The organism is Bradyrhizobium sp. 26S5 (genome assembly GCF_036923295.1).
GTDB classification, from domain to species: domain Bacteria; phylum Pseudomonadota; class Alphaproteobacteria; order Rhizobiales; family Xanthobacteraceae; genus Bradyrhizobium; species Bradyrhizobium septentrionale.
Window position 1 is genome coordinate 5112274 of sequence record NZ_CP145948.1, and the last position, 17180, is coordinate 5129453.

Below are 17180 nucleotides of genomic sequence, written 5' to 3' on the forward strand. Positions count from 1 at the left end.
ATTACGAGGTCAGGATGCCGGTCATGGCTGCGCTTTCGGTGCGCCGCCCGACTGTTCGCCCCCTGCCGCCGGCGCAGGCGCCGGTCCGGCCTGCCCCTTCTGATCGCCTTCGCTGTGCTCGTGCCGACCGCGATGCTCGCCGTTCTTGCCTTGCCAGTCCCGCTTGCCGTCCTTGCCCTGGTCCTTGCCCAGAGCTTCGCCTTGCGCTCCGCCTCCCTGGGTGCCGCCTTGCGCCCCACCTTGGCCGCCGCGCTTGCCGTCGGGATTGCGGCTGCGCTTGCGCGGCGCGAGATCGGCGGTCGGCGCCGCGTCATCCTTGCCGACCACGACCTTCGCACCGTCGGCGAGATTGGCAAACCCCGTCGTCACGACGCGGTCCGATGTGGTCAGGCCGCTCGCGATGACCGCTTCATGCTCGTTCTGCTGGGTGACCGTGACCGGCTTGGCGGTGACAATGTCGCCCTCGCCGATCACGTAACTGAACGTGCCGGCAGGACCGCGCTGCACCGCCGAGGTCGGCACCACGATGGCCTGCGGCAGCGTCTCGACCTTGAGACGCACATTGACGAACTGGCCGGGCCACAGCTGGTAGCTGGCGTTGGGGAATTCGGCCTTCAGCTTTAGCGTGCCGGTGGTCGGATCGACCTGGTTGTCGATGCCGGTCAACTTGCCGGTATCGATCACGGTGACGCCGTCATTGCCGAACACGTCGACCGCAAGCTGGCCCTTCGCGGCGGCGGCGTTCACCCGCATGATCTGCTGCTGCGGCAGGCTGAACCACACCGCGATCGGCTGCAGCTGGGTCAGGATCACGAGCCCGATGGTGTCGGAGGCGTGGATGATGTTGCCCTGGTCGACCTGGCGCAGGCCGGCGCGGCCGGAGATCGGCGCGACGATCTTGGTGTAGCCCAGCGTCGCCCCCGTATTGTCGATCGCGGCCTGGTCGGCCTTGATCAGCGCCTCCTGCTGCGCCACCAGCGCGCGCTGCGTGTCGGCCTGCTGCTTGGAGCCGGCATTGCTGGCGGCGAGCTGTTCATAGCGCGCGAGGTCGAGCTTCTGGTTGGCATGCAGGGCTACGTCCTGTGCCTTCTTGGCGACGGCCTGGTCGTATTGCGCCTGATAGATCGCGGGATCGATCTCGCCCAGCACGTCGTCCTTCTTGACGTCCTGGCCCTCGACGAAATTCACCTTGAGCAGCTTGCCGTCGACCTGCGAGCGCACCGTGACGGTGTTCAGCGCCTTCACCGAGCCGACGCCGTCGAGATAGACCGGCACATCCTGCACATGCGGCGTCGCCGCAAGCACCGGCACCGGCAGATCGGGCCGCCCGTTGGCGCCACGCCCGCCGCCACCGTTTTGCTTGGGCTGGAAGGCGAGCCAGCCGAGATAGCCGAGCCCGCCCAGGATCACGAGCGTGATGAGCAGCGACACCATGCGCCCGAGCAGGCGCGAGAGGAGGCCCCGCTTGCGCGGCGCCGTGCTTTTCTCGTGGTCCGTCGAGTCGGGCTTAAAGAGCATCGACCGGTCTTTCCATCTTCGGTTCCCAGCCGCCCCCCAATGCCTGGTACAGACTCACGATCGCCAATAGCCGGGCCAGCTGGGCCTGGGAATAAGCATCTTCCGCCTGAAACAGAGTCAGCTGCGTGTTTAACACAGTTACGATGTCGGCGGTGCCGGCCTTGAGCTGCTGCTCGGCGAGGTCGAAGGCGCGCCGCGACGACGACAGCACGTCGCGCTGCAGCTGCAACCGCCGCGTGGTCTCGCGTATGGCAACCAGCGCATTGTCGACGTCGGTGAACGACTGAACCACCGTCTTGCGATAGGTTTGCAGCAGCTCGTCCTGTTTGGCCTGGGTGTACTCGAAATTGCCGAGGATCCGGCCGCCATCGAAGATCGGCTGGGTCATGCCGCCGACCAGGTTGAAGAACGCCGCATGCGGCTGGAATAGCGAGACCAGCGCCTGGCTCTGATAGCCACCTTGCCCGGTCAGCTGGATGCTTGGAAAGAACTGGGCCCGCGCGCTGCCGACGTTGGCGGTGGCGGATGCGAGTTGCGCCTCCTGCCTGCGGATGTCCGGTCGCTGGGTCAGCAATTCCGACGGCAATCCCGGCGTGACACGCGGAATCCCTACTGCGTTGAGCGAGCCGCCGATGACGCGCACGCTTTCCGGCGGCCGCGACACCAGCACCGCGAGCGCGTTGATGCTCTGGTCGAGCGTCTGCCGCAGTGGCGGCACCAGCGCGCGCTGGTTGGCGAGCACAGTTTCCTGCTGCGCGACGTCGAGGTCGGAACCGGTGCCGGCCTTGAAACGCTCCTTGATCGCGTTGAGAATGCGCTCGGCGCTGGCGATGTTGCGCTGTGCCGTGCGCAGCCGGTCCTGGCTGGCGAGCACCGTGAAATAGGCGTTGGCGACGCTCGCCAGCGTGGTCAGCGCCACCACCTCGCGGTCGAACCGGTTGGCGACGGCGGTCTCCTCCGCCGCTTGCGCGGCGTCGCGGTTCTGGCCCCAGAAGTCGAGCTGGTAGCTGGCGCTCAGTGAGGCGCTGTAATTCACCACCTCGCGCCCGCCATTGGTGAGGCCACTGGCGCTGGAGCCGGAGGTGCGGGAGTAGGTTTCCGATCCGTTGAGATTGAGGGTCGGAAGAAGCGCCGCGCCGGCCTGCCGCGCCAGCGCGTCGGCCTGGCGGAATCGCGCGACTGCCGCCGCGATGTCGAGATTGACGGTCTGCGCCTCCTCCATCAGCTGTGTCAGCTCCTTTGAGCGGAAGCCGCGCCACCAGTCGAGCGTCGGCAGCGCGTCCCCCGGCCGGCCGAGGCGCGCGGCCTTGTAGCCCTGCGGGACGTCGAGCGCCGGATCGGGGATGTCCTGGGTCAGGATGCAGCCGGCCGAGCCCGCGACCAGGCCGAGCGCGAGGAGCGACCGGGTCGCGAGCCGTCGCGCGCGGACGGCGAGGCCAAACCGGCCTCCGGGCACCGTGACCGACATGGACTGGGTCACACCCGTTCTCCGCCGCAGCCAGCCTTCGCCCGCGGCGCACGAATGGCGCGTTCAGCGATGATCTGGGTGACGTTCACGGGGTCATGCTTCCAATGGTACCTGACTGTCCCATCCTACCCTTGGGACGATGGGGCGGACAGCCCCGTCACGATCGCGCGACGTCGCATCGCAAGCGATTCGGGGCCACCCCGAATGCCGACTTTCCCCTATTTTTATGGCATTTTCGCACATTTCGGAGCCGTGCCGGAAGTCACGATTCTTACAAAGATTTCATGGGGATTTCTCAGCCCTGTTGCGCCGAATCCGCAAGGATGTGCCGGAGCAACGCCCATCTTGCAGTATCGCGCCCCGCGCCGTCGGGTTTTGATCGGGTCTGCCGTGCGCAACTGACGCAAAACCGCGGATCGCAGAACGATTCTGCTGGGCGTCCCGACCGCCGCAAAACGCCGTTCTCCCGATGCCCGTGATATCCGCGCCCGCGCGGCAAAGCGTGTTGGGCCCGCCATTTGCCGCAGTGCAAAAGCCCTTCCCTTTTTCGATCAGCACACTAGGTTCGCGGCAAGCAAGACACAGACCGGCAAAGAAATTCCCCGACATGGTATTCAACAAAGACGTCATCGAAGCGATCGGCAACACGCCGCTCATCAAGCTGAAGCGCGCATCCGAACTGACCGGCTGCACCATTCTGGGCAAGGCCGAGTTCATGAACCCCGGCCAGTCGGTGAAGGACCGCGCCGGCAAATGGATGATCCTGGAAGCAGAGAAGCGCGGCACGCTGAAACCGGGCGGCCTGGTGGTCGAGTCGACCGCGGGCAATACCGGCATCGGCCTTGCGGTCGTGGCGAGTGCGCGCGGCTATCGCACGCTGATTGTCATTCCGGAGACGCAGAGCCAGGAAAAGAAGGACATGCTGCGGCTGTGCGGCGCCGAGCTCGTCGAGGCGCCGGCGCTACCGTTCTCCAACCCGAACAACTACCAGCATCTGGGCAGGCGTCTCGCCGAGCAGCTTCGCAAGACCGAACCGAACGGCGTGCTGTTCGCCGACCAGTGGAACAACCTCGACAATCCCAAGGCGCATTACGACTCGACCGGACCGGAAATCTGGCAACAGACCGACGGCAAGGTGGATGGCTTCATCTGCTCGGTCGGCACCGGCGGCACGCTCGCCGGCATCAGCCGCTACCTGAAGGAAAAGAACCCGGCCATCGTCACCGCCTGTGCCGATCCGCACGGCTTCGGGATGTACGAACTGTTCAAGAATGGACAGGTCAAATCGACGCCGGGCGACTCGATCACGGAAGGCATCGGGCTCGGACGCGTCACGCCTGTGGTCGAGACTGCGAAGGTCGACACCGCGTTCCTGATCTCCGACGAGGAAGCCGTGACCATCATCTACGAGTTGCTGGAGCACGAAGGCCTGTGCCTCGGCGGCTCGACCGGCATCAACATCGCCGGCGCGATCCAGCTCGCCAAGCAGCTCGGCCCGGGCAAGACCATCGTCACCATTCTCTGCGACTCCGGCAACCGCTATCAGTCCAAGCTGTTCAACCCGGCCTTCATGCGTTCGAAGAATCTGCCGGTCCCGGAATGGCTGGAAAAGCGCAGCAAGATCGAGCTGCCGCTGGTGTGATTGGCGAATGATGCGTGGCGAATAGCGAGTGGACTCCTCATTCGCCACTCGCCCTTCGGTATTCGCTCATCTCAGGATCTGACTTAGGAACAGCTTCGACCGTGCGTGCTGCGGGTTGGCGAAGAACTCCTGCGGCGTGTTCGACTCGATGATCTGGCCGGCGTCCATGAACACGACGCGGTTGGCCACCTCGCGGGCAAAGCCCATTTCGTGGGTCACGACCAGCATGGTCATGCCCTCCCTGGCGAGATCGACCATGGTGTCGAGCACCTCCTTAACCATCTCCGGGTCGAGCGCCGAGGTCGGCTCGTCGAACAGCATCACCTTCGGGTTCATGGTGAGCGCGCGGGCGATCGCGACGCGCTGCTGCTGACCGCCCGACATCTGGCCGGGGAACTTGTTGGCCTGGTGCGGGATCTTGACGCGCTCAAGGAACTTCATCGCGGCCGCCTCGGCATCCTTCTTCGGGATGTTGCGCACCCAGATCGGCGCCAGCGTGCAATTGTCGAGCACGGTGAGATGCGGAAACAGGTTGAAGCTCTGGAACACCATGCCGACTTCGCGGCGAACCTCGTCGACGCGGCGCAGGTTCGGGCCGAGCTCGATGCCGTCGACCACGATCTCGCCCTCCTGGAATTCCTCCAGCGCGTTGATGCAGCGGATCAGCGTCGACTTGCCCGAGCCGGACGGGCCGCAGATCACGATGCGCTCGCCCTTGCCGACCTCGAGGTTGATGTCGCGCAACACGTGGAAGTCGCCGTACCATTTGTTGAGCGCGGAAATATTGACGATCGGGGTTGTGGACATGGTGACCCTTGTTCAGTGGCGGCGGTGGGCGTTGAGCCGATTTTCGACGAACAGCGAGTAGCGCGACATTCCAAAGCAGAACACGAAGTAGATGAGGCCGGCGAAGGCGAAGCCGGTGAATGCCGTCGTCGGCGTGGTCCAGACCGGATCGGCGAACGACGCCCGCAATGAGCCCAACAGATCGAACAGCGCGACGATCGATACCAGCGAGGTATCCTTGAACAGCCCGATGAAGGTATTGACGATGCCGGGAATGACGTAGCGCAGCGCCTGCGGCAACACGATCAGCGACGTCGTCTTCCACCATGACAGGCCAAGCGCGGACGCGGCTTCCGGCTGCCCGCGCGGCACGGCCGCCAGGCCGCCCCTGATCACCTCGGCGAGATACGCGCCGGTGAACAGTGCGACCCCGATCAGCGCGCGCATCAGGCCGTCGACGGCGAAATTGCCCGGCACGAACAGCGGCAGCATGTAGGTCGCGAAGAACAGCACCGTGATCAGCGGCACGCCGCGCCAGAATTCGATGAAGGTGATCGAGAAGATCCGGATCAGCGGAATGCTCGACCGGCGGCCGAGCGCCAGCGCGATCCCGATCGGCATCGAGGCGACGATGCCGGTGATGGCGATCACCAGCGTCACCAGAAGGCCGCCCCACAGCCGCGTGTCGACGATCGGAAGGCCGCCGCGGTCGAGCCCCATCAGCTTGATCACGACAGCGATCCCGGCAAACGTCACAAGGCTGCCAATCAGCGCCCGGCGGCCGGTGCGCACGCCACCTCCGAGAACGAACAGAACGGCGGAGACGATCACGGCGGTGACCAGAAAGTCGACCCAGACCGGTTGCGACGAGGCCTGCATCTGGTCGCGCAGCCAGCTCAGCGGATAGATCAGCCAGTGGATCAGCAAGCCGATCAGGACGATCAGCTTGCCGAGCCCCCAGAACAACGGAGCGATCGCCGAGGTCTTGCTGAGATTGACCAGGAGTTGCCCGGCGCCGCCGATGCTCTCGTCGAACAGCTGCAACAGGCCGGCCGTCCAGCTCACGCCGAATCCGGCGATGCCGCCACCATGCAGCAAGAACAATGCCACCGCCGGAAAGGCGAAGAAGAACAGGCCGGAGTTCACCCCCTTGGCCGGCAGTCGCGGAACGAGCAGCGGCAGCAGCAATATTGCGGCGAGCAGGAAGGTCAGATTGACGCGCCAGCGCTGGGCCTCCGGATAGAAGCCATAGATCAGCTGTGCCAGCTTGGCCTGGATATAGGGCCAGCAGGCGCCGACCGCATGTCCGGCGTTTTCGGCGAGGCACGCGGTGCGGTCCTTGCCGGTCCAGACCGCGTCGACCAGCAGGAACCTGAACGCCGGGATGACCGTGTACCAGACCAGCAGCAATCCGAGGATCGTGAGCAGGATATTGCCCGGCGAGCTCAGCAGCCGCGAACGCACCAGGCCGATGAAGCCGGTGGTCTTTGCCGGCGCGGGGCGCTCGGGGACCAGATCCTGCCGGACAAAGGACGACGCGGCCATATCCGTCATGTCGCCAGGCTCCGGTTGATGCGCCAGCCGTAGATGCTCATGATGGCGCTCGTCGTCAGCGAGAGCAGCAGGTAGACGCCCATTGTCATGGCGATGATCTCGATCGCCTGCCCGGTCTGACTCACCGCCGTGCCGGCGAACACCGACACCAGATCCGGATAGCCGATAGCGACCGCGAGCGACGAGTTTTTGGTGAGGTTCAGGTACTGGCTGGTCAGCGGCGGCACGATGACGCGCATCGCCTGCGGCACCACGATCAGCCGCAACGTCGTACTGCGGCTCAGGCCGAGCGAGGAACCCGCCTCCATTTGTCCCTTGTGCACCGACAGGATGCCGGCGCGGACGATCTCGGCGATGAAGGCCGCCGTGTAGGTCGACAACGCCACCGTGAGCGCGACGAATTCTGGGATGATCCGCGCCCCGCCGGCGAAGTTGAAGCCTTTCAGCTGCGGCAGCTCGAAGGCGACCGGCCGGCCGAAGATCAGCATCGCGACCAGCGGCAGGCCGACGAGACAACAAGCGACATAGGGCCCGATCCGGATCATCTGCCCGCGCTGGAACAGAGCGCGCTTCGCATAGTGCCGCAAGCCCAGCGCCGCAATGATGCCGATCGCGAGTGCAGCCAGGAACGGATCCAGCCCCGGCTCGCTGACCGGTCGCGGCACGATCAGGCCGCGGTTGTTGAGAAAGAACGCACTGAAGATCGAGATGCTCTGCCGCGGCGCCGGCAGCGCGGCGAGCACCGCGAGATACCAGAACAGGATCTGGAACAAGAGCGGCAGGTTTCGGATGATCTCGACATAGATGCCACCGATCCGCGACAGCAGCCAGTTCGGCGACAACCGGCAGAGTGCCACGATGAAGCCGATCACGGTTGCGAAGACAATGCCGATCACCGAGACCAGGATCGTGTTCAACAGGCCGACGAAGAACACGCGCCAGTAAGTGTCGGCATTTGTGTAGGCGATCAGGCTCTGACTGACGTCAAAGCCCGCATTGTAGTTGAGGAAGCCGAAACCCGACGCAATGTGCTGGGTCTCCAGGTTCAAGCGTGCATTCGCCACGATCTCATAGGCGATCCAGGCCAGGATCGCGGCGAAGCCGATCTGGGCGGCCAACCCGTTCCAGCCGGCCTTGCCGCCAAGCGTACGCTTCAGCCTGAGGGCAAATTGCAGCGGTGGTTTTCGGGGCGCGATGCTCATCGCGGCAGCCGTTGGCTGGGCCGATCAGCGGATCGGCGGTGCGTACTGGATCCCGCCCTTGTTCCAGAGATTGTTGACGCCGCGGGCGATGCCGAGGGGCGAGCCGGTGCCGACATTGCGCTCGAAGGTTTCGCCGTAATTGCCGACCGCCTTGACGATGCGCACGACCCAGTCCTTGGTGAGGCCGAGCTGTTCGCCCAGATTGCCGTCGGTGCCGAGCACCCGCTTCATTTCCGGCTTGTCCGATTTCAACATCGCGTCGACATTCTTCTGGGTGATGCCGAGTTCCTCGGCATTGATCATCGCGAACAGCGTCCACTTCACGATGTCGAACCACTGGTCGTCGCCGTGGCGCACCATCGGCCCCAGCGGCTCCTTGGAAATGATTTCCGGAAGCACGATGTGATCGGCGGCATTCGCGAGCTTCAGGCGGCTGGCATAGAGTCCGGAGGCGTCGTCGGTGAAGACGTCACAGCGTCCGGATTCATATGCCTTGACGGCCTCGTCGATGGTGCCGAAAGCGATCACCTCGTACTTCATGTTGTTGCCCTTGAAGAAGTCGGCGAGATTCTGCTCCGTCGTGGTGCCGGTCTGCACGCAGACAGAGGCGCTGTTCAGCTCGAGCGCCGAATTGACCTTGAGCGACTTCTTCACCATGAAGCCCTGCCCGTCATAATAGGTCACGCCGGTGAAATTGGCGCCGAGCGAAGTATCGCGCGACACCGTCCAGGTGGTGTTGCGCGACAGCACGTCGATCTCGCCGGATTGCAGCGCCGTGAAGCGGTCCTTGGCCGACAGCGGCACGAATTTGACCTTGGTCGGGTCGTCGAAGATCTCGGCCGCAATGGCCCGGCAGACGTCGACATCGATCCCGGTCCAGTTGCCCTTGTCATCGGGCGATGAAAAACCAGGCAGACCCTGGCTGACGCCGCAGGACAATTGACCGCGGTCCTTGACCGTCTTGAGGGTTTGCGCCGAGGCCGCCTGAACCGACAGGGCGGCGGCGGCAGCGGCTAGGATGACAGCCAGGGATACGCGTTTCATGGGCAGGGCCTTTCAGGGTCGTCCGTTGGACGTTTGCTTTGTGATCGCCTCGCGTTCACGGGCCATCCCAGTGATCCCTTGCAGCAAAAAGATGCCTGATCTGACCGGCAGTTTTGCGCGCAAACCGGTCAGGCAACGGATCGTAGGTCGCGGCAGGCCCCTCAACGTGCGGCGACTGGTAGTTGCGCCGCATCACATAGCGACTGACGAGCCGGGTCAAGGGGTTGACGCATGTCTTCTGCGTCCTGTTAGTAACACCTCCCGGCGTAGCCCTGTCCTCCCGACGCGTTGCGACCTCCGCAAAAAGTCTAATGGCAGCGATCCATGACCTCCTCCGACGACACCAAGCCCGCCCATCTGCAACATGCCGCAACCCGCCTGGTCACGGCCGGCCGCGACAGCAAGGCCCAAAAGGGCTTCGTCAACCCGCCGGTCTTTCACGGCTCGACCGTGCTCTATCCGACCGCTGAGGATCTCCACGCCCATCGCGCCGAATTTACCTATGGCCGACACGGCAGCCCGACCACGCGGGCGCTGCAGGACGTGCTGATCGCACTGGAAGGACCGCAATGCGCCGGCGTTGGCCTCGCCCCGTCGGGACTGTCGGCCATCAGCACCACGCTGCTCGCCGTGCTGAAGGCCGGCGATCATCTGCTGGTGTGCGACAACGCCTATCGGCCGACCCGCAATTTCTGCGACAATATGCTCAAGCGCTATGGCATCGAGACCAGCTATTTCGATCCGCTGATCGGCGCCGGCATCGAGACGCTGTTCAAGCCGAACACCCGCGCCGTGCTGATCGAGGCGCCCGGCTCGCAGACCTTCGAGATGCCCGATGTGCGGGCGATAGCGGCCGTCGCGCACGCCCGCGGCGCGCTCGTGATCGACGACAACACCTGGGCGACGGCGCTCTATCACCGCTCGCTCGAACAGGGCGTCGACATCAGCATGCAGGCCGGCACCAAATATGTCGGCGGCCACTCCGACATCATGTTCGGCACCATCGCGGCCAATGCGAAGGCCTGGCCGCTGGTGCAAGAGGCGATCCGACTGCTCGGCGTCTGCGCCGGCCCTGACGACGTCTATCTCGCGCTGCGCGGGGTCCGCACGCTCTCGGTGCGGCTTGCGCAGCACCACCGCTCCGGGCTCGAGATGGCGCGCTGGCTTGCGGCGCGGCCCGAGGTCGAGCGCGTGCTGCACCCTGCCCTCGAGACCGATCCTGGGCACGCGATCTGGAAACGCGACTTCACCGGCGCCTCCGGCCTGTTCAGCATCGTGCTGAAGCCTGTGCCGCAGAGCGCGGTCGACGCGATGCTCAATTCGCTGACGCTGTTCGGCATGGGCTTTTCCTGGGGCGGCTTCGAGAGCCTCGCGATCCCGTTCGACTGCAGCGACTATCGCACCGCGACCAAATGGTCGCCGGGCGGGCCGGCACTGCGGCTGCACATCGGGCTGGAAAATCTCGACGACCTCAAGTCCGATCTCGATCGCGGATTTGCGGCGTTGAAGGCAGCGCTCTGATCCTGACGCGCGCCTCGCGCGTTAGACGATATTTAACCACGACCGACCGGCCGTTACGCCGCGCTGCGACCGACGACGCGCGCGTTGAGCACGCTCGATCTCCGGGATTCTGCGGAGAAGTGACGACGCCGATAACTCGCCGTTCACCATCCCCACCAATCCCTTAATTGTCCGGACCTTCAATCAAGTTCCCTTATACTTTTGCGGCCGTAGTGATGCTCACGGGAAGGGCTGTCGGTGCCGCAAGGACGTGACTGCCCCGCGTTAAGGGCATTCAGACAATCGCATGAAGACGGCACGCATCGTGGTCCTCGGCATCGCCGGCGTCGCAGGCCTCGCGGCCATGTATCTCGCAAGCGTTGGCGATCGCAAACCGGCACCACCGCCGCCGCCGGTGGCGCAGCTGCCGACCGTCGAGGTGCTGGTGGCAAAGTCCGACATCGGCCTCGGTCAGTCGCTCAAGGCCGAAGACGTGCAGTGGCAGCGCTGGCCCGCTGAAACCGCGAGCAGCGCGTTCCTGCGCCACGACACCAATGCCGACGCCATGACCGAAGTGATCGGCTCGATCGCGCGCGCCCCCTTCATCGTCGGCGAACCGATCCGCGAGCAAAAGCTGGTCAAGGCCAATGGCAGCGGCTTCATGGCCGCGATCCTGCCCTCCGGCATGCGCGCGATCTCCACGGAAATCTCGCCGGAAACCGGCGCCGGCGGCTTCATCCTGCCGAACGACCGCGTCGATGTGATCCTGTCGCGACGCGACAAGAATCCCGATCAGCAGCAAGGCGCCCGCGACATCGTCACCACCGAAATCCTGCTGTCCAACGTCCGCGTGCTGGCGATCGACCAGGCGCCGAAGGAGAAGGACGGCAACAACTCCCTCGTCGGCAAGACCGTGACCCTCGAGCTCAAGCCCGAACAGGCCGAGACGCTCGCGCGCGCGCGGCAAACCGGCACGCTGGCGCTTGCGCTACGCAGCATCGCCGACGTCAACGAGACGATCGATCAGACCAACGACCATGCCCCGAAGCGGGGCGAGAGCATCAAGGTGGTGCGCTTCGGCGTCCCGAGCTCTCAGACGACACAGAAGTGATGGGGGCTTCGACATGACATCAGGTGCAAGACAACTGGCAACGCCGACCACGCTGGTCCGTTCGCTGTCATTCTCTGCGGTGACCGCACTGATGCTGATCCCTGCCCTCGCCATCGCGGCCGATCCCGACAAGAACGCGGATGTCGCGGTGACGAGCAGCATTGCCGCCAAGACGCGCTTCGTCTCGCTCGGCGTCGGCAAGTCTGTCGTGGTCGACCTGCCGCGCGAGGCCAAGGACGTCCTGGTCGCCGATCCCAAGATCGCCAACGCCGTGATCCGCTCGGCGCAGCGCGCCTACATCATCGGCGCGGCGGTCGGCCAGACCAACGTGGTGTTCTTCGACGCCGACGGCAACCAGGTCGCCTCCTACGACATCGCGATCAAGCGCGACCTCAACGGCATGCGCGCCGCGCTGAAGCAGATGCTGCCGGGCGTCCAGATCGAGGGTGTCGGCGAGAGCGTGGTGCTGACCGGCACGGTTGCGAGCCCGGTCGAAGCCCAGCAGGCCGGCGAGATCGCCGCGAAGCTGGTCGGCAGCGCCGACAAGGTCGTCAACTCCATCGTGGTGCGCGGCCGTGACCAAGTGATGCTCAAGGTCACCGTCGCCGAAGTGCGCCGCGATGTCGTCAAGCAGCTCGGCGTCGATCTCAGCGCCAACATGAACTACGGCACCGCCGCGGTGGTCTTCAACAACGCCAACGCCTTCACCGCCAACAACGGACCGCTCGCCCCCGGCAACGTGCTGACCGGAGCGGCCCTGAACAAGCTCGGCGTGCCGACGGTCACTGCCACGCTGCGTGCGATGGAGAGCGCGGGCGTGGTCAAAACGCTGGCCGAGCCCAACCTCACAGCGATCTCGGGCGAGTCGGCGACCTTTGTGTCGGGTGGCGAGTTTCCGATCCCGACCGGTGCCACCTGCCAGACCACGACGTCGGGCACGATCGGCAATTGCGTCCAGACCGTCAGCTTCAAGAAGTTCGGCATCTCGCTCAACTTCACTCCGGTGGTGCTGTCGGAGGGGCGCATCAGCCTGAAGGTGATGACCGAGGTCTCCGAAGTCTCGATGGAGAACGCTCTGACCGGCGGCCAGGGCGGCACGACGATTCCCTCGATCAAGACCCGCCGCGCCGACACCACGCTGGAAGTGCCCTCCGGCGGCTCGATCGCGATGGCTGGATTGATCCAGGAACAGACCAAGCAGGCCGTCAACGGAATGCCCGGGGTCGATCAGATTCCGGTCCTCGGCCAGTTGTTCAGGAGCCAGGACTTCGTCAACAACGAGACCGAACTCATGGTCATCGTGACGCCCTATGTGGTGCGTGCGGTCGCGCAGAAGGAATTGTCCCGTCCGGATGACGGATTTGCCCCGGCGTCCGACGCGCAGTCGGCGCTGCTGGCGCGGGTCAATCGCATCTACGGCGTTGCCGCACGTGCCGAACCGATCGGCGCCACGCCGGTCAATTTCGGCTTCATCATCGACTGAGGCGGGAACCTAATGGGGTTGGGGGATCGAATGATGACACGCAACACACGGAACGGTCGGGCCAGAACGCTGCCGCTGTTCGGCGCCCTTCTCGTCAGCGCGATCGCGCTTGGCGGCTGCAATCTGACCGGCGATAATATGGCCACCGGAACGGTCCCCGACGACTACCGGCAACGGCACCCGATCGCGGTCACCGAGGGCGAGCAGTCGATCGTGGTCTTCGTGGGCCGGGCCCGCGGCAATCTCACCGAAACCCAGCGCGACGACGTCATGGGGCTGGCCCGCACCTGGCGCCGCGAAGGCACCGGCGCGATTGCGATCGACGTGCCGGCCGACACCCCGAACTCGCGCTCGGCACAGGCGGTGTACCAGGAGATCCGCGGATTGCTCGCGTCGATGGGCGTGCCCGCTCACGCCATCACCAGGCGTGCCTATCGCGTGGACGATCCGCGCGCGCTTGCCACCATTCGCCTCAGCTATCCGAAGATGGCCGCAGTTGCCGGCCCCTGCGGGTTGTGGCCGGCCGACCTCGGCCCCTCGATCTACAATCCCGCCTACAACGAGAACAAGCAGTACGACAATTTCGGCTGCGCCACGCAGCGCAACCTCGCCGCGATGGTCGCCAATCCGTCCGACCTCGAACAGCCCAGGACCGAGACCGCAGCCTACACGCCGCGCCGTTCGATCGCGTTCGAGAAATATCGCAAGGGCGAAACGACCGCGACCACCTATCCCGAAGCCGAGAAAGCCAAGCTGAGCGACGCCGCGAAATGACCGCCGAACAACAAGACGAGCCGCAGCACGGCAACGACTACATCGCGCCGGCGCCGCGGATTTCCGTGCAGGCCTTCTGCGCCAGCGTCGCGACTGCCACCACCGCGCGCGCCGCTGCCGACGACCGGCGGCTCGCCAAGGCCCACCTCTCCGTCCATATGGGCGGCATCGCCGCGGCGATCGACACCTATCACAAGGCGCCGACGCCCAACGTCATCATGCTGGAAACCGAGCCGGACAGCGATTTCCTCGCCGGTCTCGACGAGCTTTCCACGGTCTGCGATCCCGGCACCCGCGTCGTCGTGCTCGGCACGCCGGGTGAGGCTGCGCCGTATCGCGAACTGGTGCGGCGCGGCGTCAACGATTACGTCATCGGGCCGGTCAAGGTGCTCGACATCGTGCGCTCGATCTGCAGCCTGTTCTCGTCCTCCGAAGCGGTTTCCGTCGGCCGCCTGATCGCGGTCGCGGGCGCCAAGGGTGGCGTCGGCGCCTCGACCATCGCTCACAATGTCGCGTGGACCATCGCGCGCGACCTCGGGCTGGATTCGGTCGTCATCGATCTCGACCTCGCCTTCGGCACCGCCGGCCTCGACTACAACCAGGATCCGGTGCAAGGCATCGCCAACGCAGTGTACGCACCCGAGCGTCCGGACAGCGCCTTCATGGAGCGCCTGCTTTCGAAGTGCGGCGATCATCTCAGCCTGCTGGCGGCGCCTGCCACGCTCGATCAGGTCTACGATTTCGGTGCCGAAGCGTTCGATGCCATCTTCGACACGATGCGGATGACCACATCCTGCATCGTGCTCGACGTTCCGCATCAATGGACCGCCTGGACCAAACGCGTGCTGGTCGGCGCCGACGATATCCTGATCGTGGCCGAGCCCGACCTCGCCAACATGCGCAACACCAAGAACATGATGAACCTGCTGAAGACCGCGCGGCCCAACGACCGGCCGCCGCTGTACTGCCTGAACCAGGTCGGCATGTCGAAGCGTCCCGAGATCGAGGTCAAGGACTTCGCCAAGACGATCGATAGCCAGCCGATCGCGGCGATCCCGTTCGACTGCAGGCTGTTCGGCGAAGCCGCCAATAATGGTCAGATGATCGCGGAAGTCTCCGCACGCCACCGCACCACACGGACTTTCCTGCAGATCGCCCAGCGCCTGACCGGCCGCCCGGACCTTGCGGAAGCCCGCGAGTCGTTCCTGTCGCCTATCCTGAGGAAGTTGCAGTCACGCCGCAACGACGGCCGCCGGGCCGCCGGCTAGCATTCCTGATCCCAGGTTTCGCTATCTCAGGTATCGTTCGACCTAATCGCGACGGACGGTGGCGACCGGAATCTTGTCTGTATCGCTCCGGCTCGCGTCCCTGCGCGCCAACAGCCGCTTCAGCGCGGCGACATTGGCCGAGCCCTCTTCCGGCGACAAATCCGCCTTCATGATGGTCTCGGCCTCGGACTGGCGGCCCTGCAGGCCGATCACGACGGCAAGGTTGGTTCGCACCCGCATGTCGCCGGGCGCGCGCTCCCGGGCACGGCGCAGCGTCTCCTCGGCCTTCGGCAGATCCTTCGACAGCAGATAGGACAGGCCGAGATTGGAGAGCACCGACGGATCGTCGGGCACGATCTTGAGCGCACTCGCGTAGTACTGGCGGGCCTCGTCGTGGCGATCGAGCTGATCGAGCACGGCGCCTTGCGCCGACAGGATGCGCCAGTCCGGGTCTTCGGGGGTGTGCGCGCGTCCGAGCACGTCGAATGCTTGCTGGAAATTGCCGTTGTCGGCGAGCGCCCGGCCGTAACCTGCGAGCAGCGCCTTGTTGCTCGGCTGCGCCAGGACCGCCTGCTCCATGACCGCGACCGCCTGCGCCCGCTGGCCGGTGGCGCGCAGCGCCCGGGCGTATTTCAGGGCGGCGTCGATGTCTTTCGGGTTGGCGCGGACACGCTCGTGGAAGGTCGCGATGTCGCGCCGGGGATCGGCCGGAGCCGGCGTGGCCTCCGCGGTGTCGCCCAATGACCCCGTGATGTCGGACGGACCCGACGTCTGACAGGCGGACAGCCCGATCAGCAGGATCAGCAGGATCACAGCGGATACCGAGCCGGCGAGACGACGCGCACGGCCTTTCGGTCGGGGTAGTTTCTCAGACATCAATGAGACTCGGAACAGCGAAGGTTCCGGGATGCTCACAGCTTAACCCTAAGTTCCGGTTAAGGATGCCATCATGTCGCCGTCATGCCTGCCCGCGAGGCTGCACGGGCCGCTTCGCGGGTCGTCGGCGTGGTGGCCGATCAGTCGACGAACTGGGCGCCGAATTCGTGTCCGATCTGCCAGGCCAGGCGACACTGACGCGGACTGCCGGTCGAGAGGATGATGGTGAATTCCGGCGGGATCTCGAGATATTCGGCGATCACCTTGACACCTCCGGCGGAGATATCGGTGATCATGCAGTCGCGTGGCAGCGACCCCGTGCCCAACTGAATTTTGGCGACGCTCCGGCACGCGCGGCGTTCGCTCTTGCGGCGATTCATAAACATACTGATCCCCAAGGCCTCGGCTGGATAGTTTCTCGTTCCTCCCGTCATAACGGGGAAAGATTGGGAACTGCCTAGCGGAACCAATCGCAATTGAGCGGTCGTGTTCGAGAATCATTTACCGGGGGCGCGGCCTCGCCCCGGTGTGCCGCCGGCATGTTTTGACCGCGGCACCCACCCAATATTAACAATTTCCTAATCGCATTGCCGGGCGTGCTCACCCTGGGATAGCATTTGCTGTTCCCGACAATTGGGAGGCAAACAGACATGAAAGCCTCGTCACTGCTCATCGCAGCCGTCCTGTCAGCGGCTCCGGCGTATGGCGGGACCCCGCAACGAGCCAACAACATGACGATCACTGCGGACACCCGCATCGGATGCAACGGCACGACCGGGTGGGGCGGCACGGCGGTGCCGTGCAGGAACTACTACAACTTCGCCAACGTCAACGATTGCCATTCGAAGCTGCTCAGCCTCGGTTGGGATAACAACGCCCTCGCCTGGTACTGCACCAATCTGGGCCTGAAGTAGCCCGTCGGCACCCATAGATCGATCGAGGCCGCCTCGGTTG

15 protein-coding genes are annotated in these 17180 nt (G+C 64.9%); 7 read left to right on the plus strand and 8 right to left on the minus strand.

Annotated features, from left to right (window positions below; all coding sequences use genetic code 11):
- Positions 1-21 precede the first annotated feature (21 nt).
- Both V5279_RS23710 and V5279_RS23715 read right to left on the minus strand, forming a co-directional pair.
- Positions 22-1518 carry an efflux RND transporter periplasmic adaptor subunit gene (locus V5279_RS23710; protein ID WP_338688368.1) on the minus strand — a complete coding sequence of 499 codons (1497 nt, stop codon included), beginning with the start codon at positions 1516-1518 and terminating at the stop codon, positions 22-24.
- On the minus strand, positions 1508-2986 hold the full coding sequence (locus tag V5279_RS23715) for an efflux transporter outer membrane subunit (RefSeq protein ID WP_156928878.1): 1479 nt from the start codon (positions 2984-2986) through the stop codon (positions 1508-1510). Before V5279_RS23715 ends, V5279_RS23710 begins: the two co-directional genes overlap by 11 nt.
- A gap of 607 nt (positions 2987-3593) precedes the next feature.
- Here V5279_RS23715 and V5279_RS23720 point away from each other — a divergent pair.
- Positions 3594-4628 carry a cysteine synthase A gene (locus V5279_RS23720; protein ID WP_338688371.1) on the plus strand — a complete coding sequence of 345 codons (1035 nt, stop codon included), beginning with the start codon at positions 3594-3596 and terminating at the stop codon, positions 4626-4628.
- Between the two features lie 66 nt (positions 4629-4694).
- Here the strand turns inward: V5279_RS23720 and V5279_RS23725 are convergent, their stop codons facing one another.
- The 4 genes from V5279_RS23725 to V5279_RS23740 are packed head-to-tail and all read right to left on the minus strand — an operon-like array spanning position 4695 to position 9214.
- Positions 4695-5435 carry an amino acid ABC transporter ATP-binding protein gene (locus V5279_RS23725; RefSeq protein ID WP_166205262.1) on the minus strand — a complete coding sequence of 247 codons (741 nt, stop codon included), beginning with the start codon at positions 5433-5435 and terminating at the stop codon, positions 4695-4697.
- Positions 5436-5447: 12 nt separating this feature from the next.
- Positions 5448-6968, minus strand: a complete 1521-nt coding sequence (locus V5279_RS23730; protein WP_338688383.1) for an amino acid ABC transporter permease — start codon at positions 6966-6968, stop codon at positions 5448-5450.
- Positions 6965-8170: an ABC transporter permease subunit gene (locus V5279_RS23735; RefSeq protein WP_338688385.1), complete on the minus strand. Its 1206-nt coding sequence runs from the start codon at positions 8168-8170 to the stop codon at positions 6965-6967. The genes V5279_RS23730 and V5279_RS23735 overlap by 4 nt, the downstream gene beginning before the upstream one ends.
- Before the next feature lie 24 nt (positions 8171-8194).
- The gene (locus V5279_RS23740) at positions 8195-9214 is read right to left on the minus strand and encodes an amino acid ABC transporter substrate-binding protein (RefSeq protein WP_166295296.1); all 1020 of its coding nucleotides are present in this window, start codon (positions 9212-9214) and stop codon (positions 8195-8197) included.
- Positions 9215-9538: 324 nt separating this feature from the next.
- Between V5279_RS23740 and metC the strand changes: the two genes are divergently transcribed.
- The 5 genes from metC (at position 9539) to V5279_RS23765 (ending at position 15350) form a co-directional block, all read left to right on the plus strand.
- Positions 9539-10735: a cystathionine beta-lyase gene (gene metC, locus V5279_RS23745; protein ID WP_338688390.1), complete on the plus strand. Its 1197-nt coding sequence runs from the start codon at positions 9539-9541 to the stop codon at positions 10733-10735.
- A 286-nt stretch (positions 10736-11021) separates the two neighbouring features.
- On the plus strand, positions 11022-11825 hold the full coding sequence (cpaB, locus tag V5279_RS23750; protein ID WP_338688393.1) for a Flp pilus assembly protein CpaB: 804 nt from the start codon (positions 11022-11024) through the stop codon (positions 11823-11825).
- 13 nt (positions 11826-11838) lie between these two features.
- A complete protein-coding gene (locus V5279_RS23755) occupies positions 11839-13308 on the plus strand; it encodes a type II and III secretion system protein family protein (RefSeq protein WP_414645832.1) in 1470 nt (489 codons plus the stop codon).
- Positions 13309-13338: 30 nt separating this feature from the next.
- Positions 13339-14082, plus strand: a complete 744-nt coding sequence (locus V5279_RS23760; RefSeq protein ID WP_156928869.1) for a CpaD family pilus assembly protein — start codon at positions 13339-13341, stop codon at positions 14080-14082.
- Positions 14079-15350, plus strand: a complete 1272-nt coding sequence (locus V5279_RS23765) for an AAA family ATPase (protein ID WP_338688395.1) — start codon at positions 14079-14081, stop codon at positions 15348-15350. Before V5279_RS23760 ends, V5279_RS23765 begins: the two co-directional genes overlap by 4 nt.
- A 42-nt stretch (positions 15351-15392) precedes the next feature.
- Here the strand turns inward: V5279_RS23765 and V5279_RS23770 are convergent, their stop codons facing one another.
- Complete coding sequence (locus V5279_RS23770; protein ID WP_338688397.1) at positions 15393-16226, minus strand: tetratricopeptide repeat protein; 834 nt, start codon at positions 16224-16226, stop codon at positions 15393-15395.
- Positions 16227-16366: 140 nt separating this feature from the next.
- Positions 16367-16612, minus strand: coding sequence for a PilZ domain-containing protein (locus tag V5279_RS23775; protein ID WP_029083893.1), 246 nt, complete (start codon positions 16610-16612; stop codon positions 16367-16369).
- A gap of 345 nt (positions 16613-16957) precedes the next feature.
- Here V5279_RS23775 and V5279_RS23780 point away from each other — a divergent pair, with 345 nt between their 5' ends.
- A complete protein-coding gene (locus tag V5279_RS23780) occupies positions 16958-17140 on the plus strand; it encodes a hypothetical protein (RefSeq protein ID WP_338688405.1) in 183 nt (60 codons plus the stop codon).
- Positions 17141-17180: the final 40 nt, after the last annotated feature.